Here is a 19915-nt window from a genome sequence, read left to right on the forward strand (position 1 = left end):
ACGCTTGAAGCACATGGAGTGCTTCAAAAAAAAGAGCTGCTAACGCCCATTAAATAAGCGCTAGCAGCTCTTTTTATTGTTTAGCCTCTAAATCGTCAAAGCAACACAATGTCGTATTGCTCTTGCGCCATCGCTGATTCAGCCTGCAAGGAAATGGGCTTGGCAATGAAGTCGGAGAGGCTCGCCAGATGCTGGCTTTCCTCATCAAGGAACATCTCCACCACCTTGGGAGACGCCACCACGCGAAATTCCTTGGGGTTGAACTGACGGGCTTCGCGCAGGATTTCACGCAGCACCTCGTAGCAGACGCTGCGTGCAGTCTTGACATCGCCCTTGCCTGAGCAAGCCGCGCAGGGCTCGCACAGCATATGCGCCAGCGATTCGCGGGTGCGCTTGCGCGTCATCTCCAGCAGGCCGAGCTGAGAGAAACCACCCGCCATGGTTTTGACACGGTCTCGACCCAGCTGGCGGCGGAACTCGGACAGCACCTCGCCCTGATGCTCTTCGCGCACCATGTCGATGAAGTCCACGATGATGATGCCGCCCAGATTACGCAGCCTCAGCTGGCGGGCAATGGCATGGGCCGCTTCAAGGTTGGTCTTGAAGATGGTGTCGTCAAAATTGCGTGCCCCCACATAGCCACCGGTGTTCACGTCGATGGTGGTCAGGGCCTCGGTCTGATCAATGATCAGGTACCCCCCCGACTTCAAGTCCACCCGGCGACCCAATGCTCGGGTGATTTCCTCATCGATGGCATAGAGGTCAAAAATCGGCCTCTCGCCCTTGTACAGCGCCAGTTTTGGCACGGCAGCAGGCATGTACTCCTGACCAAAGCTCTTGAGCAAAGCAAACTGCTCTTTGGAGTCAATGCGGATGCTCTGGGTGTTCTCACCCACTAGATCGCGCAGCACGCGCTGCAGCAAGTTCAGGTCCTGATGCAGCACCGACATGGCGGGCAGTTTCTGCGCCGAGTCCTTGATGCGCGCCCAGGTCTTGCGCAGGTAGCGGATATCGTCGGCCAACTCTGCCTCGCTGGATTCTTCGCCATTGGTGCGCAAAATAAACCCACCACCGCCGCCGTTGGCCTTGGTGCCCACCAGCTCCTGCAGACGCGCGCGCAGTGCATCGCGCTCGTTTTGCGGAATTTTCTGGGAGATGCCAATATGGTCGTCCTGCGGCAAAAACACCAGCAGCCGACCTGCAATACTGACCTGCGTGGACAGGCGTGCACCCTTGGTTCCAATCGGGTCCTTGATGACCTGAACCATGATGGACTGGCCTTCAAACACCTGTTTTTCAATCGGTATCAGGGGTTGATCCTTGCGCGCAAACATGGGGGCTTCGCCGCCCTCCTGACGCTGCCACACATCGGCCACATGCAGAAAGGCCGCTCGCTCAAGGCCAATGTCGATAAAGGCCGACTGCATGCCAGGCAGCACGCGCGAGACTTTGCCCAGATAGATGTTGCCGACGAGACCCCGCTCCAGCGGGCGCTCCATGTGCAACTCCTGCACCGCGCCGTTCTCGACAATCGCTACCCGCGTTTCCTGTGGCGACCAATTGATCAAAATATCTTGCTGCATTGACTGTTGTTCTTTCTTTATCGGTCTTGTCGTTTGCTTGACCCAGTGTGCGACGCGAGCACGGCGGGCGCAAGGCTATGGGCGTCTTCTGCGAACGCAGAATGCCTGATCAGAGTACCAACCGCAGCAAAGGTTCAGAGTGCCCAGCCCAGCTGGCGCAAAAGACCCGCAGTTTCATACACCGGCAAACCCATGATGCCCGAGTAGCTGCCGCGTATTTCTGCGATATGCGCCGCCGCCAAGCCCTGAATACCATAGGCACCGGCCTTGCCCGTGGGCTCGCCCGTGGCGACATAGGCGTCAATCTGCGCCTCGCTCATGGGGGCAAAGCGCACAGTAGAGATGGACAGGGCCTGCAATCGCAGTGCGCCATTTTGCAGCGCTACGGCGGTCAGCACTTCATGCTCAGCACCAGACAGCAGCCGCAAGATGCGGCGCGCATCGTCTGCATCGGCAGGCTTGCCCAGAATTTGCGGGCCCAGAGCTACGGTGGTGTCAGAGCACAGAATCGGCGCAGCAGTCAGACCACGACGTGCATGGCGGGCTACGGCCGCATCCAGCTTGCCGGCGGTCACACGCTGCACATAGTCGTGCGGGTCTTCACCGGGCAGCTCGGCCTCTATGGCCTCGGCATCTTCGGCAATATCTCCTGCAGCATTGGCCAGCAGGAGTTCATGCGCCACGCCCAGCTGCTCCAGCAGTTGACGACGACGGGGGCTTTGGGATGCGAGGTAGATGAAGGGGGCCATGATTTTGATTAAAAAGGCTTCTAGCGCGCATAAATCAAGCGCATCAGGCTATCAAAATCATAGTACCACGCGCTAGGCAAAATTGCACGCTGCGCCCAGTCACGACGGTTGGCCGTGACCGGCTGACTTGCAGCAATACAAGCACAAGCGGGCGGCAGAAGCCGCTGTTATTCGCGGTGGTAAGGGTGACCGGCGTTGACCGACCAGGCTCGGTAGAGCTGCTCAATCAGCAGCACGCGCACCATGGCGTGTGGCAGGGTCAGGTCAGACAGGCGGATACGTTCATGCGCAAGCGCGCGAAACTCGGGGTCCAGACCATCGGGGCCACCAATGATCAGAGCCACATCATCACTCTCCAGCTGCCAGCCCTTGAGACGCTGGGCCAGCGCCTTGGTGGTCAGGTTGGTGCCGCGCTCATCGAGCACCACGATGCGGGTGCCACGCGGAATCGCTGCTTCGATACGCTTGCGCTCCGCTGCGTACAAGGTCTCAAGCGTCTTGGAGCCGCGAGGCTCGGTTTTGACGGCCTTGAGTTCAACCTTGAGTTCAGGCGGGAAGCGCTTGGCGTAATCGTCGTAGGCCGTCTGCGCCCAGTCGGGCACATGCAGGCCTACGGCCACAATGGTCAGCTTCATCAGGCCTTGGCGCGAGGAGCACGCTTTGCAGCGGGCTTGGCAGCAGTTTCAGCCTTGGCAGTGCGAGGAACGCTGGGCTTGACGACCACGGTCTTAACGGTCTTGGCAGCAACCTTCTTGGCTGCTGGCTTCTTTGCAGCAGGCTTGGCACCGGCAGCAGCAGTCTTGGTCGCAGGCTTTTTGGCAGCGGCCTTCTTAGCGGCAGGTTTCTTTTCAACCACGGTGTTGGCAGCAGCAGCCTTATCCACCGCCAGCTTGGCAGCCAGCTTTTTGGCGGCCAGTTCAGCGGGCTTGGGCTTGGCAGCACCCAGTTTCAGGCGCACAGGTGTTGCGCCCCAGATTTCTTCCAGGCGGTAGTACTGGCGAATGACGGGCTGCATGATGTGGCAAACGACAGCGCCGCAGTCTACGATGATCCATTCACCGTTTTGCTCGCCTTCTTGGCGGGGCACGGGAAAGCCAGCTTCCTTGACGGCTTCGCGCACGCTGGAGGCCAGAGCTTTGGTCTGACGGTTGGAAGTACCCGAGGCCACGATCACGCGCTCGAACAGCGGCGACAGCGCTTCGGTGTTGAACACCTGGATATCGTGGGCCTTGACGTCTTCGAGGCCGTCAACAATGGCGCGCTGGAGTTTGGTGACGTCGCGCTTGGCTGCGGAATCCGATTGTGTGGAGGTGGTCATCAGGCGATGGAATCAGTAAGTGATGGGATCAATATAGCGTGTGCTGCGCCACACCCGTATAAGGGCTGGGTTAGCGTAAGCATCCAGACCCGCAAGGCCTGCACTCACCACGCATTGAAAAAGGTTGATGCGCCAATTGATTAGTGCGCATCCAGCTATGGAAATTATAGTTTTCTAAAAATTTCCTTGCTGACAGGGCTTTATGTGCTGCCAGCAGGGAAATAGGCTCATCAAGGCAGATTACAGCCAGTCCCGACGAATCAGGAACTTGTCGACTAGATCACGTTCAGGCGTACCCGGTGCATCTTCGCGCTGATAGCTCCAGTCCGCGTGGGGCGGCATGGACAGCAGAATGGACTCGGTCCGGCCACCAGACTGCAGGCCAAAGTGCGTGCCGCGGTCCCAGACCAAGTTGAACTCCACATAGCGGCCACGGCGATAGCGCTGAAAATCGACCTGCTGCTGGGTATACGCCGCATTCTGTCGACGCTCCACAATGGGCAGATAGGATTTCAGAAAGGCATCGCCCACCGAGCGCAGCATGGCAAAGCTCTGCTGCTGCCCCAGTTCGCTGAAGTCATCAAAGAAGATGCCGCCAATGCCACGCTGCTCGTTGCGGTGCTTGAGGAAGAAATACTCGTCACACCAGGTCTTGAAGCGCGGATAGAGCGCATCGCCAAACGGCGCCAGCGCATCGCGGCAGGTCTGGTGAAAATGCACTGCATCGTCTTCAAAACCGTAGACGGGCGTCAAATCCATGCCGCCGCCAAACCAGCAAGTTTTGGGTTGGCCGGGGTGACCTGCCGAGATCATGCGCACATTCATGTGCACCGTAGGCACCATGGGGTTGCGCGGGTGAAACACCAGCGATACGCCCATGGCTTCAAACGGCGCACCCGCCAGCTCAGGGCGGTGCTGAGTCGCCGAAGGTGGCAACTGCGGGCCACTCACATGCGAGAAGCCACAGCCTGCGCGCTCAAAGACGCGCCCGCCTTCCATGATCTTGGTGATGCCGTTGCCCTGCAGCTTCTCGCCCGGCTCTTTATGCCAGGCGTCGGCCAGAAAGCGAGCGCCGCTCTCACCTTCGATCGCTTCCAGCGCCTCGGTGATACGGGTCTGCAGACCCATCAGGTACTCGCGCACCTCGCCTGCGGGCAGCTGGTCAGCTACGAAAGATGAGGAGGACTGCGTCATCAGTCTGCCTTTTTGATGGCGCGAAAGCCAATGTCGCGGCGGTACTGGGCACCATCGAAATGGATGCCACGGGCGACGTCATAGACTTTTTGCTGGGCTTGCTTGACGCTGTCAGCCAGCACCGTCACGCACAACACACGGCCACCGCTGGTGACGGGTTGGCCATCATCGCCCAGTTGCGTGCCAGCGTGGAAGACCATGGCATCGTCAGCCGCCGCGGGCAGGCCGGTGATGACATCGCCCTTGCGGGGAGCTTCAGGGTAGCCAGCCGCTGCCATGACCACGCCAAGAGCAGTGCGGCGATCCCATTGCAGCTCAAACTGGTCGAGCTTGCCGTCGCAGGCTGCCAGCATCACGTCCACCAGATCGCTCTTGAGGCGCATCATGATGGGCTGAGTCTCTGGGTCGCCCATGCGGCAGTTGAATTCCAGCGTCTTGAGCTGACCAGCCTTGTCAATCATCAGGCCCGCGTACAGGAAGCCGGTGTAATTCACGCCGTCTTTTTCCATGCCGCGAATGGTGGGCAGAATGATTTCGCGCATGGCACGGTGGTGCACATCGGCTGTCACCACGGGAGCGGGCGAATAAGCGCCCATGCCGCCGGTGTTAGGGCCCTGGTCACCGTCTTTCAGACGCTTGTGATCCTGGCTCGTCGCCAGCGCCAGCACGTTCTTGCCATCGCACAGCACGATGAAAGAGGCTTCTTCGCCGTCGAGGAATTCCTCGATCACGACGCGAGCACCACCTTCGTTGTGGGTCACGCCGTACTTGTTGTCCACCAGCATGAAATCCACGGCGTCATGCGCTTCCTGCAGCGACATGGCAACCACCACGCCCTTGCCAGCAGCAAGACCGTCGGCCTTGATGACGATGGGCGCGCCCAGACGGTCCACATAAGCGTGGGCCGCTACGGCGTCGGTAAAGGTTTCATATTGCGCAGTCGGGATGCTGTGGCGCGCCATGAAGTCCTTGGAAAAAGCCTTGGACGATTCCAGTTGGGCTGCAGCCTTGGTCGGGCCAAAGACCTTCAAGCCATGAGCGCGGAACTCATCGACCACGCCAGCGGCCAGGGGTGCCTCGGGGCCCACCACGGTCAAGGCAATTTTTTCGGCTTGCGCCCATTCGCGCAGGGCCTGCACATCAGTGATGTTCAGGTTTTCCAGCTTGCCGCCAGCCAGGGCTGTGCCACCGTTACCGGGAGCCACATACACCTTGGTCGCTTTGGGCGATTCGGCCAATTTCCACGCCAGAGCGTGCTCACGGCCACCGCCGCCAATCACAAGAATTTTCATAGGTCTGCGTTGTGGTAGACGTCTTGAACGTCATCCAGGTCTTCAATCATGTCCAGCAGCTTCTGCATGCGAGCTGCGTCGTCGCCTTCAAGAGCGATTGTATTTTCTGGGCGCATGGTCACTTCTGCCATGTCCGGGGTCAAGCCAGCGGCCTGAAGTGCATCACGCACGGCTTCAAAGTCGGCCGGGGCTGTCAGCACCTCAATGCCGCCTTCGTCATCGGTGATGACATCCTCGGCACCGGCTTCCAGTGCGGCATTCATGACTTTCTCCTCGTCCGTGCCGGGGGCGAACATCAACTGCCCCACATGCTTGAACTGAAAAGCCACCGAGCCTTCGGTGCCCATATTGCCGCCGTACTTGCTGAAAGCATGACGCACATCGGCCACTGTCCGCACGCGATTGTCCGTCATTGTGTCCACAATAATGGCGGCGCCGCCAATTCCGTAGCCTTCGTATCGAATTTCTTCGTATGTCACCCCATCGAGATTGCCCGTCGCCTTGTCGATGTTGCGTTTGATATTGTCGGCCGGCATATTCGCGGCCTTGGCCTTGTCCACCGCCAGACGCAGGCGCGGGTTGGCGCCCAGATCAGCGCCGCCTTGGCGTGCTGCCACCATGATTTCACGAATGATGCGGGTCCAGATACGGCCACGTTTTTCATCCTGGCGACCCTTGCGGTGCTGGATGTTGGCCCATTTACTGTGTCCTGCCACGGGAGTCCTTTGATATTTGATTTAACCTAGCGGATGAGATTTTACTTTTGACTGTAAGTCCCCCAGAGGAAAACCGAATGGCTTCACCCCTTTTGATTGCCCAGCACTCTGCCACAGAATGTCTCCTGCTGCCCGGACTGGCCAATCGGCATGGCCTGATCACCGGTGCCACCGGTACCGGCAAGACCGTCACCCTGCAAAAACTGGCTGAGAGCTTCTCACAAATTGGCGTGCCGGTCTTCATGGCCGACGTCAAAGGAGACCTGAGCGGCATCAGTCAGAGCGGCAAAATTGGAGAAAAGCTCGCCGCCTCGCTCAAAGAGCGCGGCCTGGCCCTGCCCGAGCCTCTGGCCTGCCCCACAACGCTGTGGGATGTGTTTGGTGAGCAAGGCCACCCCGTACGAGCCACCATTTCGGACATGGGCCCGCTGCTGATTGGCCGCATGCTGAACCTGAACGAGACGCAAATGGGCGTGCTCAACATCGTCTTCAAGATTGCCGACGACAGCGGCATGCTGCTGCTGGACCTCAAAGACCTGCGCTCCATGCTCACCTTTGTGGCGGACAACAGCAAGCAGTTCACCACGCAGTACGGCAACATCAGCTCGGCCAGCGTGGGAGCCATCCAGCGCGGCTTGCTGACCATTGAAAGCCAGGGCGGCGACAAATTCTTTGGCGAGCCCATGCTCGACATCAACGATTTGATGCAGACCGACGCCAACGGCATGGGCGTCATCAACGTGCTGGCGGCCGACAAGCTGATGAACGCCCCGCGCCTGTACTCGACCTTTTTGCTCTGGCTCTTGTCCGAACTGTTCGAACAGCTACCGGAAATTGGCGACCCTGAAAAACCCAAACTCGTCTTCTTCTTTGACGAGGCTCACCTGTTGTTCAACGACGCGCCCAAGGTACTGATTGAACGTATCGAGCTGGTCGTGCGTCTGGTGCGCTCCAAGGGCGTGGGCGTGTACTTCGTCACCCAGAACCCGCTGGATGTGCCCGACTCCGTGCTGGGCCAGTTGGGCAACCGCGTGCAGCACGCTCTGCGCGCCTTCACCCCGCGTGACCAGAAGGCTGTGGCCTCGGCAGCATCGACCATGCGCCCCAATCCCGGTCTCGACATTGCCGCCGCCATTACCGAGCTGGCCGTGGGCGAAGCGCTGATCAGCTTCCTCGACGAAAAGGGCCGACCCAGCGTGACCGAGCGCGTCTTCGTCATCCCGCCCGGCAGCCAGCTCGGCCCCATCACGCCCGAGCAGCGCAAGCATTTGCTCGCCAGCTCGCTGGTCGCCGGCGTCTATGAACAGACCGTCGATCGTGAATCAGCCTTCGAGCTGCTGCGTGACCGCGCTGGCAGCGCCACGCCAGCCAAACCCGGTGATGCGCCCGCCGCTGCGGGTGCCGCGCAGCAGGCAGGAGCGACCGACTCCATGATGGATGGTCTCAAGGAGCTGTTGTTTGGCCGCACCGGCCCGCGTGGCGGCCAGTATGACGGTCTGGTGCAGACCATGGCCAAGTCCACCGTACGCACCGTGGGCAACAGCCTGGGCAAGGAAATTCTGCGCGGCGTGCTGGGCGGTATTCTCGGCGGCAAGAAACGCTGAGCTCCTGCGACGCTGTTTCCAGGCCTGCATCTGCAGGCCTTTTTTATGGCTCAAGCGGATCCCCTGGTGCTGCAGAAGCCATCTGAAGCGCAGACAACCACCATTTTCTGCGCTACACCACAGCCCCAAGCAGGACTTGACAAAAGAAAATTCTCAAGCTCGCATTCATTATGTCGATACATAAGGAATCTGAATCTGACCTTGCGCTCACCACAGCTACATCGGGGCACTTCAAACCCGATGGCCATGGCCGCAGTCTCTTCACCCCATCCACACAACGAGCAGCAATCGCGCCCGAGGGCGCTTTTTGCAATTTATTCATTCAGGACAAGAGCACAGCGAATGCAATTCAATCAATGGCGCGTCTCCACCAAGCTGTGGTGCACTCTCGGCGGTCTACTGGCAATGATGCTGGCGGTCTCGCTATGGACTCAGCACATGGCAGCCCAGACCATGCAGGAAGGCATGCGCAGCCAGGCCGACTATGACAACCGCATCAACCTCGCCCTTCAATGGAAAGGCGCGACGGAAACCACAGGCGAGCGCGTGCTCACCAGCAATGTGACGCCTGACGAAGAACTGACCACTCTGATGGATGAACGCGTCAAGGCCGGTGTCGTCGCAAACTCCCAGTTGCAGGCCCAGGTGGTCAAGCTGGCCCAAAGCGATGCCGACAAGAAGGCGCTGGAGCAGATTTCGGCCGTGCGCAGTGAGGTGCTGGCCCTGAACAAGCAGGCCCGTGAAATCAAGCTCACGGGCGACATCACCGCCCTGCGCACCTTCATCCGGGAGCAGTACCTGGGCGCCATCACCCGCTATGTGGGCTCGCTGGAGTCCTTTGTAAAGCTGCAAGAGCAGCAGCGCGATGCCGCAATCCTTCTCACGCAGCAGGCCCAGCAACGCGCCGCCTGGTGGGCATGGGCCGTACAAGGTCTGGTTCTGCTGACAGGCCTTGGCCTTGCGCTGGCGCTCACTCGCTCAATCACCCGCCCTCTGGCAGAAGCCGTGGAGCTGACCAATGCCATCGCCAAGGGCGACCTGACGGTAACCGCCAGCAGCCATCGTCAAGACGAATTCGGCCTGCTGCTGAGTTCTGTCTCGGCCATGGCCACCCGTTTGCGCGGACTGGTGACGGATGTTCGCGACAGTGTGCACTCCATCTCCACCGCATCTTCAGAGATTGCCTCTGGCAACCACGATCTGTCCGCGCGCACCGAGCAAACCGCCTCCAATCTTGAGGAAACAGCTGCCAGCATGGAGCAGCTCACGGCAACGGTGGCGCAGGCCGCAGATACCGCGCGTCAGGCCACACACCTGGCCAGCAATGCAGCGCAGGCAGCTCAGCGCGGCGGAAGCGTCGTGGAGTCGGTCGTCAGCAGCATGAGTCGCATCAACGAAAGCGCGCACCGCATCTCCGACATCATTGGCGTCATTGACTCCATCGCCTTCCAGACAAATATCCTGGCACTCAACGCCGCCGTGGAAGCCGCCCGAGCCGGCGAACAAGGTCGCGGCTTTGCCGTCGTGGCCAGCGAGGTACGCGCTCTGGCCCACCGCAGCGCTGAAGCCGCCAAGGAAATCAAGACCCTGATCGGCACCTCCGTGGACGCCGTCAACGCCGGAGCCGAGCAAGTCTCCCAGACAGGTCTGGTCATGGAAGACATCGTGAGCAGCGTGCGCAAGGTGTCCGACATGATTGGTGAGATCAGCGCCTCCTCCACAGAGCAGCGTGACGGCATCAGCCAAGTCAATCAGGCCGTGACCCATCTGGATCAGATGACGCAGCAAAACGCTGCCCTGGTGGAAGAGTCCGCAGCAGCCGCCGTCTCGCTGCACGACCAGACCCAGCGCCTGACCGGCATGGTGTCCGTGTTCAAGGTCGGCACTTCAGGCCATGCGCTGGCTTACTCTGAGCCTGCGCTGCACGCATAAACCTGCGGAAGCGGCCACTAGGCCGCACCCAGACTGCCGTATCAAGCGGGCAGTCTGGGCAATCAGGGCGCCGCAAGGGAATTCCCCGACTCATTCAGCACACCGTCCGTCACACGGGTGACTTGCGTGCGCCAGCGCACAGGACACCATCTGTGCATGCCCAATACCTCTGACACCAGCTCTAACGACGCCTCGCTGCCCACAGACCTGACCGCCTTCCGGCTGGAGCAGGTCGACCATATTGCCCATCTGGTGCTCAACCGCCCCGATGCGTTCAACACCCTGAACCCCAGGTTCTGGCAAGAGCTGGATGCGGTACTGGACGCCCTGCACCGCAGCGGCAAGGCGCGAGCACTGGTCATCAGCAGCACGGGCAAGCACTTTTGCGCGGGCATGGCGCTGGAGACTTTTGCCGACCCCAGCTTCGCCCCCAACGACCGCACCCCCGAGGGCCGCGCCGCCATCATCGACACGCTGGCGCAGCTGCAAACCACCTTCAACAAGATTGAAGCCCTGCGCATGCCCGTAATCTGCGCCATTCAGGGTGCCTGCGTGGGCGGCGGGCTGGATCTGGTCGCCACAGCCTGCATACGCTATGCCAGCCGCGAGGCATTTTTCTGCGTGCAAGAAATCAATATTGGCATGACGGCTGATCTGGGCAGCCTGCAGCGCCTGCCCAAGCTCATGCCGCTGGGTATTGTCAAAGAGCTGGCCTACACCGGCCGCCGCCTGAGCGCGCAAGAAGCCGCCAGCCACGGCCTGGTCAACGCCGTTTATGAATCGCCCGAGGCAGCCCTCACCGCAGCACTGGCCTGCGCCCGCGAGATTGCGGCCAAGCCCCCTGTCGCCATCTGGGGCAGCAAGCAAGTCATCAATTACGCCCGCGACCACAGCGTGCACGACTCGCTGCAGCAAATGGGCTGGGTGCAAAGCGGCATCTGGAGCAACCGCCATGTGATGGAAGCAGTCAGCGCCATGCAGGCCAAGCGAGAAGGCGACTTTCCGCCGCTGGAGCCGCTGCAAGCCTTTGCGCCAGCCGCCCACAAAAACTGATGAGAACTGCTGATTTCATAGCTGCCAGCGCATGCATATAAAGGGCTAGATGCCTTTTTTACTTACATTACTGCTCCTGCTCACGGCCCCTTCTCAGCCGCCGTTTGAGCTGCCATTTGCTCCTATCGACATTGCCGCATCAAACACCGCACCGATCTACATGCCGGCAGACGATGCCCCGTTATCATGGATTCAGTCTTCACCCCAGCCTGTATCACCATGATCAACACCCCCGCCCTGCTTCCTACCTATGACGATGTCGTGGCCGCTGCAAAGCGCCTGCAAGGCGTGGCCCACCGCACGCCGGTGCTGACCAGCCGCACCATGGATGAGCAGTTGGGCGCACGCCTGTTCTTCAAGTGCGAGAACCTGCAGCGCATTGGCGCCTTCAAGTTTCGCGGTGCCTATAACGCGCTGGCCCAGTTCACGCCCGAGCAGCGCAAGGGCGGTGCCCTCGCCTTCTCATCCGGCAACCACGCGCAAGCCATTGCCCAGGCTGCGCAACTGCTGGACATGCCTGCCCTCATCGTCATGCCCGAGGACGCCCCCGCCTCCAAAATGACAGCCACACGTGGCTATGGCGCTCAGGTCGTCACCTACAACCGCTTTACCGAAGACCGCGAAGCCATCGCTCAGCGTCTGGCCACCGAGCGCGGCATGACGCTGATCCCGCCCTATAACCACCGCGATGTGATTGCCGGCCAAGGCACGGCCGTCAAGGAGCTGCTGGAGGAAGTGCCCGATCTGGACTACCTGTTCGTCTGCCTGGGCGGCGGCGGTCTGCTGTCGGGTAGCCTGCTGGCGGCCAATGCGCTGGCCCCGAAATGTCAGGTCATTGGCGTAGAACCAGAGGCTGGCAACGATGTACAGCAATCGCTGCGCGCCGGCCACATCGTCAAGATCGACACCCCTCGCACCATTGCCGATGGTGCGCAGACGCAGGCACCGGGTGAGCTGACCTTTGCCATCATCCAGCAGCGCGTGAACGAAGTGCTGACCGTCAGCGACGAGCAATTGGTCGAGTCCATGCGCTTTTATGCCGAGCGCATGAAAATCGTGGTGGAGCCCACGGGCGCGCTCTCACTGGCAGCCGCCATCCACGGCGGCCAGCCCCTGAAGGGCAAGCGCGTGGGCATTGTGATCAGTGGCGGCAATGTGGATTTATCACGTTTCGCCAGCCTTCTGGCCGACTGACAGCGAAAATAGCGGCTGCTGCGGGCCATCCCGCGCCCAGTTTCACCCTTTTCTGCAAGCACGCGCCAGTCACAAGCGGGCCTGCCTCTTTTCAACACAAAGACCAAGAACATGAGCACTTTGCATTTGATTGACCACCCACTGGTCCAGCACAAACTGACCCTGATGCGCCGCAAGGAAGCCAGCACCAACAGCTTTCGCCGCATGCTGGGCGAGCTGTCCACGCTGATGGCCTACGAGCTGACACGCGACTTCCCCTTGCAGGACATCGAGATCGAAACCCCCATGGAAAAGATGACCGGCAAGGTCATCGACGGCAAAAAGCTGGCCCTGGTCTCCATCCTGCGCGCGGGTAACGGCTTTCTGGACGGCATGCTTAATGTGGTGCCCGGCGCCCGCATCGGCCACATCGGCCTGTTCCGCGACCCCGAGACGCTCAAGCCCGTCGAGTACTACTACAAGATGCCCGAGAACATGCAAGAGCGCGATGTGATCGTGGTCGACCCCATGCTGGCCACCGGCAACTCGGCCGTGGCTGCCGTGCAGCAGCTCAAGGACAAGAGCGCTCCCAAGTCCATCAAGTTCATGTGCCTGCTGGCCGCCCCCGAAGGCGTGAAGACCATGCAAGCCGCCCACCCCGATGTGGACATCTACACCGCAGCGGTAGACCGCGAGCTGGACAGCCACGGCTACATCCTGCCCGGTCTGGGCGATGCGGGCGACCGTATCTTTGGCACCAAGTAATTGGGCCTGCTCTGTAAAAAGCCCCTGCAGCCAAGCGCTGCGGGGGCTTTTTCACTTACGCATCAAAATAGCCTGAATCCCAATCCACGCAAGCGCATGGCGCTATCGAATTGTCAGCAACTCGATCACGACCCTAGTGCAAGATGGTTGCGTTGACCCATACGCTTAGCGCATGGGGGAGACAAGGCCAAGTCACACCGCCATCGCCATGGGCGCGACCGGCCGCCCCGTGTACTGCGCCACCCAGCCGGCGATATCGCTAAACAGGCGCAGCGCCTTGATGCGGCGTGCGCTGCTCAGGGTAAAACGGTGCTCTGTGCCCGCGGGCACACGCAGATAGTCGCCCGGCCCCACCGGCACACGGTACTCACGACCCTGGGCGTCGAAAAAGCCGAACAGCCCCGCGCCGTCCACGATGAAACGCACCTCGTCATCGCCATGGGTGTGCGGGCGGTCAAGGCGCGCCAGCGCATCCTCCAGGCCAGCCGTGTTGGGGTGCAGCACCACCAGATCCATGCTTTGGTAGCCATGGGCGATGCAAACGTCGATCAGCGTGATGCCCAGCGCCTGCACTACCGTGGCCCTGCCGCCCTCGTCCAGCTCAGGCTGGGCCAGCAAGGCCGCCAGGGCAGGCTCGGCCTGCAGCGGTCGGTGCTGCCAGTCCACGCCCAGCGCGGCGACTGCAGCCAGCAGCTGCGGATCGGGAGCCCCAACAATGTTCTGTGCCGACAAATTGGACATAAGCGGTTATTTTTATGAAGAAAAAGCCATGCAGCGCTTATCCATCAAGCGCCAGCAGCTATCAATTCAGGATTTCATCGGGTCAAAGCCCAAATAAAAAAGGAGCAGTGACTGCACTGCTCCCTTGATAGACACGGTGGGCCGCGTCCTCAGTCCACCAGACCGGCGTAGACATGTTGCACGTCGTCGTCGTTTTCCAGACCAGCCAGAAAGTCCTGGACTTCTTCTTGCTGCTCGGCAGACAGGCTAGCCATGCTGACCGGGTTCTTGGCCTTGTAACCCAGCTTGACAGACACCACCTTGATGCCTTGAGCAGGCAGAGCCTTGCTGACCGCATCCAGATCGGCGATATCGGTGATGAACAGGGTCACACCCTCTTCGTCGCCGGGCTCGAAGTCTTGAGCGCCCGCTTCAATGGCAGCCATTTCCACATCTGCACCGTTTTCGGCTTCGCCTTCAACCATGCCCACATGGTCAAAATCCCATGCCACAGCGCTCATCTGGCCCTTGCGGAAACACACGCGCATATTGGGCGCAGTGCGGTTGGGGTTGTCGGTCAGGCATTCGACCATCACAGGCACGCGGTGAGGGGCATAGCCCTCAAACAGCACGCTGGAATAGTTCACCGCATCAGCGCCAACGCCGGCACCCTTCTTGATGGCGCGATCCAGCGTGTCCTTGGGCATGGAAGCCTTGCGGGCCGCTTCAACAGCCATGCGCAGACGCGAGTTGGCTGCGGGGTCTCCGCCGCCCAGGCGGGCTGCGACCATGATTTCCTTGACCAGCTTGCCAAACAGCTTGCCCTTGGCATCGGCGACCAGCGCCTTGCCCTTTGCTTTCCATTGCGCGCCCATGGGTGCGATTCCTTGTTGATTGGGGGGATGATTTGCGCAAAATGCACAAGAATCAGAGAAAAAACTCGAAGCAAGGTTATACACCTGTGCGGCCCTGAAGGCTGGCGGCTTGCACAGTTCTTGACACGGCTTCGTGCCCAAGAGAGGTTCATGCCCACTAGCGCAGCACGCCCCGGCGTTTGAGCCAGTACAGATACGCCACGATGCAAGACCAGAAAATCACCTCGGCCAGCCAGAAGGCGATGAAGAAAGCATCAGGGCGTTGGCCTCTCTGACCGACATACCAGAACATGCCCGCCTGTGTGACCACGCCCAGCGCCCCGTAAAGAATGCTCAGCAGCACGGCCGACGGGTTGCGCGTCCACAGCAGCCAGACCTGCGTGAAGCACATGGAAGAGTTCAGCGCCAGCATGGCCTGCAGCACCAGCGTCCACTGCGTGCGCCCTGCGGAATTCCAGGCGTCAGAAAAATCGACCTCCAGCAGCATCCAGCCACTCATCAGGCCCAGAAACGCGAACATGCTCATCAGCAGGACAAGTCCCTTGCCATAGGGCTGCTCCCAGAGCGGCTGCTTGTTCTGCATCAATGCAGAGTGCCCCGCTCGAAGCAAGCCCTGATCTCCTTCATCCAAAAGACGTCGCCTCTTTTCGTCATCGCGTTCCCCGGGTAAGCAAGAGATGCAGTGTGCCACCGCCGCCCTGATTTCACGCCACAATCAGCGCCAGTACAAAAACAGGCGCTTTTATGCTCAATGCCTTGTGGCTAGGATTTTTCTTGGTAGCAGCTGTCGCTGCTTTGGCGCAGTGGCTGGTGGGCGGGCAAGCCGAAGTTTTCTCGGCCATGGTGCAAGCCCTGTTTTCCATGGCCAAACTCTCGGTCGAGGTGATGGTGCTGCTGTTTGGCACGCTCACGCTGTGGCTGGGCTTTTTGCGCATTGCTGAAAAAGCCGGCGTGGTCGAATGGCTGGCCAAGGTGCTGGGTCCGCTTTTTTCCAAACTGATGCCCGAGGTCCCGCGCGGCCACCCAGCGCTGGGGCTGATTACGCTGAATTTTGCCGCCAACGGGCTGGGGCTGGATAACGCCGCCACGCCAATGGGCCTCAAAGCCATGCGCTCCCTGCAAGAGCTCAACCCGCGCCCGGACACCGCAACCAATGCGCAGATTCTGTTTCTGGTGCTCAACGCCTCCTCGCTCACCCTGCTGCCTGTCACCATCTTCATGTACCGCATGCAGCAAGGTGCGGCAGACCCGACCCTGGTCTTTCTGCCCATCTTGCTGGCCACCTCGGCCTCCACACTGGTGGGCCTGATCAGCGTCGCCTTAGTGCAGCGCCTGCCCATCTTCAGCCCCGTGGTGCTGGCCTATCTGCTGCCTCTGGCGTTGGCACTGGCGGCCTTCATGGCGTTTCTGGCCACGCTCAGCGCGGCGGCTCTGTCGCATCTTTCATCGTTAATGGGCAACCTCACGCTGTTTGCGCTGATCGTGCTGTTTGTGGGGCTGGGCGCATGGCGCAAAGTGGCTGTGTATGACAGCTTTATCGAAGGCGCCAAGGAAGGCTTTGATGTGGCCAAGGGCCTGCTGCCTTATCTGGTAGCAATGCTCTGCGCCGTAGGCGTGTTTCGCGCATCGGGAGCGCTGGAATATGCGCTGTCAGGCATTCGCTGGGTCGTGCATGCCGTGGGCATGGACGCCCGCTTTGTCGACGCCCTTCCCACCGCGCTGGTCAAACCGTTTTCGGGCAGCGCCGCCCGCGCCATGCTGATCGAGACCATGCAAAGCCAGGGCGTAGACAGTTTTGCCGCGCTGGTCGCCGCCACCATTCAGGGCAGCACCGAAACCACCTTCTACGTGCTGGCCGTGTACTTTGGTGCCGTAGGCATTCAGCGCGCCCGCCACGCCGTTCCCTGCGCGCTGCTGGCCGAACTGGCGGGCGTGGTCGCTGCCATTGTGGTTTGCTATCAATTTTTTGGTTAAGACCCAAGACTGCCAAGCGCGGCAAGCCCATTTTTGAAATGAAATCCAGAGGTTCGCCCAATGAACACAGAGCCCATATCCCTGTTTCAGACCTCATGGCAGCGCTGCTGGGCCGCTCTGGGCCTGATGCCACCCGCTGATTTGCAGCAGCGCCTTCTGGCCGCCTATGCCCAGCCTCAGCGCCACTATCACACCCACCAGCATCTGGCCGAATGCCTGGTGCACTTTGATGCGGTCTGGCAGCAGACGCAGCGCCCCGGCGAAATGGCAATTGCGCTGTGGTTTCACGATGCCATCTACGAAGTCAAGGGCAAGGACAACGAGCTGTGCAGCGCTCAATGGGCTGTGCAGGCGCTCAAAGACTGCGGTGCAGCGGATGAAACCTGTCAGCGTGTGCATGCCCTCATCATGGCCACCTGCCACACTGCGACACCTGCCGATGCATACACGGAAGCCGATGCCAAGCTGCTGGTCGACATAGATCTCGCCATTCTGGGCGCCAGCCCAGAGCGCTTTGCCGAGTACGACGCGCAAGTCGCCGCCGAATACGCCTGGGTGCCACGGCTGGTCTATCGCTTCAAGCGCAAGCAGGTGCTTAACAGCTTTTTGCAGCGCGATGCCATTTACCTCACGCCGCACTTTCACCAACTGCTAGAGGCACAGGCCCGTCGCAATCTGAGTCAGAGCTGAGAGATTCCAGGCCCCTCACATCTCGTCGATCACTGTGCTTGCCGCACCGCTCTGTGCGGCGGCCATGCCCTCATGCGCTTCAATCGCGAAGCGATCACGGCAGTTGACGTAAAAGCTGGCACCAAAGCGCCCCACGGGGAAGAAGTCTTGCAGGCGTACGCGCCATTTTTCGGTATCCACCAGCCCTTCGCGCACGGCCAGCCATTGCACGCGGCCGATAAAGACATAGCGGCTTTCCGTCTCCAGCGTCTCGTGCAGCACGCATTCAAAGGCGACTGGTGCCTCAGCAATGCGCGGCGGCTTCACGCTTTGTGATGGCGTAGCTGTCAGCCCCGTATGCAGCAACTCGCTGTGCTCTGGCGGCAGACGGTCGCCACAGCGGTGCATGGCGGCGGCCATGGCCTCGTCGGTGATATGCACCACAAATTCACCCGTACGCAAGATATTGCTGGCCGTGTCTTTTTGCGCCGCATCCTGCACCTTGTTGATGCTGAGCATCACTACCGGCGGGTCCTCGCCCATCATGTTGAACATGCTGAAAGGCGCGGCGTTCACCGTTCCATCGGGCCCCAGCGTGGTGACCAGCGCAATCGGGCGCGGCACGATCAGGCTGGCCATCAGCTTGTAGCGGGCATAGGTGTCGAGCAGGGAAAAATCGATCTCTGTCATGGCAGTTTCTATCCATTTTTGAAACGGGTTTGATATGGATTCAATAGCACGTAGCGCAAGCAGTACCTGCGCCAACGGGTTATTCATTGCAATATTCATGCCCAGCACGCAGCACACGAAAAGCCTTTTCACGCCGGACCCATGCACCAGCGCCGCGCAACTTCGCACCCTATCTGCACCAGCGCAGTGCGGCCCTCACCACCGCTCACTTTGTATACAACTTGGCATTGATCTTGCGCTCAGGTTTGTCATCTCTTCAGCGATCGACAACATAAGGAAGCTTCATGCGCAAACGATTTTTTCTGCAAGCCGCCGCAGCCGCCATGGCCATGACCTGGGGCCACGCTCAGGCGGCAGAAACGCCTCTCAAATTTCAGTTGGACTGGCGCTTTGAAGGGCCTGCAGCCCTCTTCGTGCATCCCGAGCAAAAAGGCTATTTCAAGCAAGCAGGTCTGGATGTGAATGTGGAAGCGGCCAGCGGCGCAGGCGCCATTCAGCGTGTAGCGTCTGGCACGCATGATCTGGGTTTTGCCGACTTGGCGGCGCTGATGGAGTTTCACGCCAACAACCCCGACGCCCCCATCAAGCCCGTGGCCATCATGGTGATCTACAACACCACGCCTGCGTCCGTCATGGCGCTCAAAAAATCCGGCATCACCAAGGCCTCAGACCTGACGGGCAAGAAGCTGGGAGCCCCCATTTTTGATGCGGGTCGCCGCACCTTCCCCATCTTTGCGCAAGCCAATGGTGTGGGCGATGTGCAGTGGAGCACCATGGACCCGCAGCTGCGCGAAACCATGCTGGCGCGTGGCGATCTGGATGCCGTGACGGGCTACACCTTCACCAGCCTGCTCAACCTGGAAGCGCGTGGCATCAAGCGCGAGGATGTGGTGGTACTGCCCTATGCCACCCACGGCGTACAGCTCTACGGCAATGTGATCATCGCCAGCCCCAAACTGATTGCCGAAAAGCCCGAGGCTGTGCGCGCCTTCCTCAAAGCCTTTGCCCGTGGCGCGAAGGAAGGCATTGCCAACCCCGAAGCGGCCATTGCCTCCATGAAGGCCAAGGACGGACTGGTTAACGCGCCGCTGGAAGTCAAACGCCTGAAACTGACCATAGAGACCGCCATTGACAGCGCGGGTGCACGCGCTGAAGGTTTTGGCCAGCTGCGCACAGAGCGCCTGCAAGCCATGGCCGAGCAGGTCTCCAAGGCCTATGCCACCAAGAACCCCGTGCCTGCACGTGCCGTGTGGAATGGCAGCTTTTTACCCAGTGCGGCAGAGCTGGATATCTTGCCCAAGCGTTAAGCGTCCTCTCTTGCGATGCAGAAGTGCTTTAGCAAGCGCAAGAAAAACCCAGTGACTCATATCGTCAGCTGGGTTTTTTGTGAGCGTTAGGGACAAAGTGGGCGACGCCCTTCCCCAATTGCGTAGCACGGGAGGCTCGTTGCCCGCTGGGCACCTCTGGCTGCACCAATCAAGGGTGCTCCATGGACTTTGTGTTGGGTCGCACCGCTGAATCCGCCGCAGCAAATGTCCGAGCCGACTTTCATACATCAAATATGGCTATACCGCATATCAATCAAGTGCTACCAGCTATATATTCAAT

19 protein-coding genes are annotated in these 19915 nt (G+C 60.2%); 8 read left to right on the top strand and 11 right to left on the bottom strand.

All coding sequences use genetic code 11. The annotated features are described in order from the left end of the window. Nucleotides 1-95 precede the first annotated feature (95 nt). The 7 genes from rng to CLU84_RS11160 form a co-directional block, all read right to left on the bottom strand. The gene (rng, locus tag CLU84_RS11130) at nt 96-1583 is read right to left on the bottom strand and encodes a ribonuclease G (protein ID WP_099737223.1); all 1488 of its coding nucleotides are present in this window, start codon (nt 1581-1583) and stop codon (nt 96-98) included. Nucleotides 1584-1717: 134 nt separating this feature from the next. After that, nucleotides 1718-2332, bottom strand: a complete 615-nt coding sequence (locus CLU84_RS11135) for a nucleoside triphosphate pyrophosphatase (RefSeq protein WP_099737224.1) — start codon at nt 2330-2332, stop codon at nt 1718-1720. A 167-nt stretch (nt 2333-2499) separates the two neighbouring features. Continuing rightward, nucleotides 2500-2967, bottom strand: coding sequence for a 23S rRNA (pseudouridine(1915)-N(3))-methyltransferase RlmH (gene rlmH / locus CLU84_RS11140; protein ID WP_099737225.1), 468 nt, complete (start codon nt 2965-2967; stop codon nt 2500-2502). Next, complete coding sequence (rsfS, locus tag CLU84_RS11145) at nt 2967-3650, bottom strand: ribosome silencing factor (protein WP_099737226.1); 684 nt, start codon at nt 3648-3650, stop codon at nt 2967-2969. The genes rlmH and rsfS overlap by 1 nt, the downstream gene beginning before the upstream one ends. A gap of 240 nt (nt 3651-3890) precedes the next feature. Further along, entirely contained in the window at nt 3891-4844 is a 954-nt protein-coding gene (gene hemF, locus CLU84_RS11150; protein WP_099737227.1) for an oxygen-dependent coproporphyrinogen oxidase, read from the bottom strand. Next, complete coding sequence (gene purD, locus CLU84_RS11155; protein ID WP_099737228.1) at nt 4844-6136, bottom strand: phosphoribosylamine--glycine ligase; 1293 nt, start codon at nt 6134-6136, stop codon at nt 4844-4846. The genes hemF and purD overlap by 1 nt, the downstream gene beginning before the upstream one ends. Next, nucleotides 6133-6852, bottom strand: coding sequence for a YebC/PmpR family DNA-binding transcriptional regulator (locus tag CLU84_RS11160; protein WP_099737229.1), 720 nt, complete (start codon nt 6850-6852; stop codon nt 6133-6135). Before CLU84_RS11160 ends, purD begins: the two co-directional genes overlap by 4 nt. A gap of 77 nt (nt 6853-6929) precedes the next feature. Here CLU84_RS11160 and CLU84_RS11165 point away from each other — a divergent pair, with 77 nt between their 5' ends. The 5 genes from CLU84_RS11165 to upp all read left to right on the top strand — a co-directional run bounded on the left by CLU84_RS11165 (nt 6930) and on the right by upp (nt 13379). Continuing rightward, nucleotides 6930-8456 carry a helicase HerA-like C-terminal domain-containing protein gene (locus CLU84_RS11165; RefSeq protein ID WP_099737230.1) on the top strand — a complete coding sequence of 509 codons (1527 nt, stop codon included), beginning with the start codon at nt 6930-6932 and terminating at the stop codon, nt 8454-8456. A gap of 342 nt (nt 8457-8798) precedes the next feature. Continuing rightward, nucleotides 8799-10388, top strand: a complete 1590-nt coding sequence (locus tag CLU84_RS11170; RefSeq protein WP_099737231.1) for a methyl-accepting chemotaxis protein — start codon at nt 8799-8801, stop codon at nt 10386-10388. A 156-nt stretch (nt 10389-10544) separates the two neighbouring features. Beyond that, entirely contained in the window at nt 10545-11441 is an 897-nt protein-coding gene (locus CLU84_RS11175; protein ID WP_099737232.1) for an enoyl-CoA hydratase-related protein, read from the top strand. 219 nt (nt 11442-11660) lie between these two features. Next, nucleotides 11661-12635: a threo-3-hydroxy-L-aspartate ammonia-lyase gene (locus CLU84_RS11180; protein WP_099737233.1), complete on the top strand. Its 975-nt coding sequence runs from the start codon at nt 11661-11663 to the stop codon at nt 12633-12635. Nucleotides 12636-12746: 111 nt separating this feature from the next. Beyond that, a complete protein-coding gene (upp, locus tag CLU84_RS11185) occupies nt 12747-13379 on the top strand; it encodes a uracil phosphoribosyltransferase (RefSeq protein WP_099737234.1) in 633 nt (210 codons plus the stop codon). A gap of 192 nt (nt 13380-13571) precedes the next feature. On the opposite strand, the gene CLU84_RS11190 is transcribed toward upp, so the two are convergent. From CLU84_RS11190 to CLU84_RS11200, 3 genes are all read right to left on the bottom strand, one after another. Further along, nucleotides 13572-14120, bottom strand: a complete 549-nt coding sequence (locus tag CLU84_RS11190) for a cupin domain-containing protein (RefSeq protein WP_099737235.1) — start codon at nt 14118-14120, stop codon at nt 13572-13574. A gap of 149 nt (nt 14121-14269) precedes the next feature. Beyond that, the gene (locus CLU84_RS11195; RefSeq protein WP_099737236.1) at nt 14270-14974 is read right to left on the bottom strand and encodes a YebC/PmpR family DNA-binding transcriptional regulator; all 705 of its coding nucleotides are present in this window, start codon (nt 14972-14974) and stop codon (nt 14270-14272) included. A gap of 157 nt (nt 14975-15131) precedes the next feature. Continuing rightward, on the bottom strand, nt 15132-15557 hold the full coding sequence (locus CLU84_RS11200) for a virulence factor MviN (RefSeq protein ID WP_099737237.1): 426 nt from the start codon (nt 15555-15557) through the stop codon (nt 15132-15134). A gap of 161 nt (nt 15558-15718) precedes the next feature. Between CLU84_RS11200 and CLU84_RS11205 the strand changes: the two genes are divergently transcribed. Both CLU84_RS11205 and CLU84_RS11210 read left to right on the top strand, forming a co-directional pair. Continuing rightward, complete coding sequence (locus CLU84_RS11205) at nt 15719-16948, top strand: nucleoside recognition domain-containing protein (protein WP_099737238.1); 1230 nt, start codon at nt 15719-15721, stop codon at nt 16946-16948. A 60-nt stretch (nt 16949-17008) separates the two neighbouring features. Then, the gene (locus tag CLU84_RS11210) at nt 17009-17638 is read left to right on the top strand and encodes an N-methyl-D-aspartate receptor NMDAR2C subunit (protein WP_099737239.1); all 630 of its coding nucleotides are present in this window, start codon (nt 17009-17011) and stop codon (nt 17636-17638) included. A gap of 15 nt (nt 17639-17653) precedes the next feature. Here the strand turns inward: CLU84_RS11210 and CLU84_RS11215 are convergent, their stop codons facing one another. After that, the gene (locus CLU84_RS11215) at nt 17654-18307 is read right to left on the bottom strand and encodes a flavin reductase family protein (RefSeq protein ID WP_099737240.1); all 654 of its coding nucleotides are present in this window, start codon (nt 18305-18307) and stop codon (nt 17654-17656) included. A 284-nt stretch (nt 18308-18591) separates the two neighbouring features. Here CLU84_RS11215 and CLU84_RS11220 point away from each other — a divergent pair, with 284 nt between their 5' ends. Next, on the top strand, nt 18592-19614 hold the full coding sequence (locus CLU84_RS11220; protein ID WP_099737241.1) for an ABC transporter substrate-binding protein: 1023 nt from the start codon (nt 18592-18594) through the stop codon (nt 19612-19614). Nucleotides 19615-19915: the final 301 nt, after the last annotated feature.

The organism is Comamonas sp. 26 (genome assembly GCF_002754475.1).
GTDB lineage: Bacteria > Pseudomonadota > Gammaproteobacteria > Burkholderiales > Burkholderiaceae_C > Comamonas.

Bases quoted from the DNA above. Each gene is read 5' to 3' on its own strand.
- rsfS (WP_099737226.1), bottom strand. From the start codon at position 3,650: ATGACCACCTCCACACAATCGGATTCCGCAGCCAAGCGCGACGTCACC.
- rlmH (WP_099737225.1), bottom strand. From the start codon at position 2,967: ATGAAGCTGACCATTGTGGCCGTAGGCCTGCATGTGCCCGACTGGGCG.
- CLU84_RS11215 (WP_099737240.1), bottom strand. From the start codon at position 18,307: ATGACAGAGATCGATTTTTCCCTGCTCGACACCTATGCCCGCTACAAG.
- rng (WP_099737223.1), bottom strand. From the start codon at position 1,583: ATGCAGCAAGATATTTTGATCAATTGGTCGCCACAGGAAACGCGGGTA.
- CLU84_RS11220 (WP_099737241.1), top strand. From the start codon at position 18,592: ATGCGCAAACGATTTTTTCTGCAAGCCGCCGCAGCCGCCATGGCCATG.
- CLU84_RS11210 (WP_099737239.1), top strand. From the start codon at position 17,009: ATGAACACAGAGCCCATATCCCTGTTTCAGACCTCATGGCAGCGCTGC.
- hemF (WP_099737227.1), bottom strand. From the start codon at position 4,844: ATGACGCAGTCCTCCTCATCTTTCGTAGCTGACCAGCTGCCCGCAGGC.
- purD (WP_099737228.1), bottom strand. From the start codon at position 6,136: ATGAAAATTCTTGTGATTGGCGGCGGTGGCCGTGAGCACGCTCTGGCG.
- CLU84_RS11170 (WP_099737231.1), top strand. From the start codon at position 8,799: ATGCAATTCAATCAATGGCGCGTCTCCACCAAGCTGTGGTGCACTCTC.
- CLU84_RS11175 (WP_099737232.1), top strand. From the start codon at position 10,545: ATGCCCAATACCTCTGACACCAGCTCTAACGACGCCTCGCTGCCCACA.
- CLU84_RS11180 (WP_099737233.1), top strand. From the start codon at position 11,661: ATGATCAACACCCCCGCCCTGCTTCCTACCTATGACGATGTCGTGGCC.
- CLU84_RS11195 (WP_099737236.1), bottom strand. From the start codon at position 14,974: ATGGGCGCGCAATGGAAAGCAAAGGGCAAGGCGCTGGTCGCCGATGCC.
- upp (WP_099737234.1), top strand. From the start codon at position 12,747: ATGAGCACTTTGCATTTGATTGACCACCCACTGGTCCAGCACAAACTG.
- CLU84_RS11205 (WP_099737238.1), top strand. From the start codon at position 15,719: ATGCTCAATGCCTTGTGGCTAGGATTTTTCTTGGTAGCAGCTGTCGCT.
- CLU84_RS11135 (WP_099737224.1), bottom strand. From the start codon at position 2,332: ATGGCCCCCTTCATCTACCTCGCATCCCAAAGCCCCCGTCGTCGTCAA.
- CLU84_RS11165 (WP_099737230.1), top strand. From the start codon at position 6,930: ATGGCTTCACCCCTTTTGATTGCCCAGCACTCTGCCACAGAATGTCTC.
- CLU84_RS11190 (WP_099737235.1), bottom strand. From the start codon at position 14,120: ATGTCCAATTTGTCGGCACAGAACATTGTTGGGGCTCCCGATCCGCAG.
- CLU84_RS11200 (WP_099737237.1), bottom strand. From the start codon at position 15,557: ATGCAGAACAAGCAGCCGCTCTGGGAGCAGCCCTATGGCAAGGGACTT.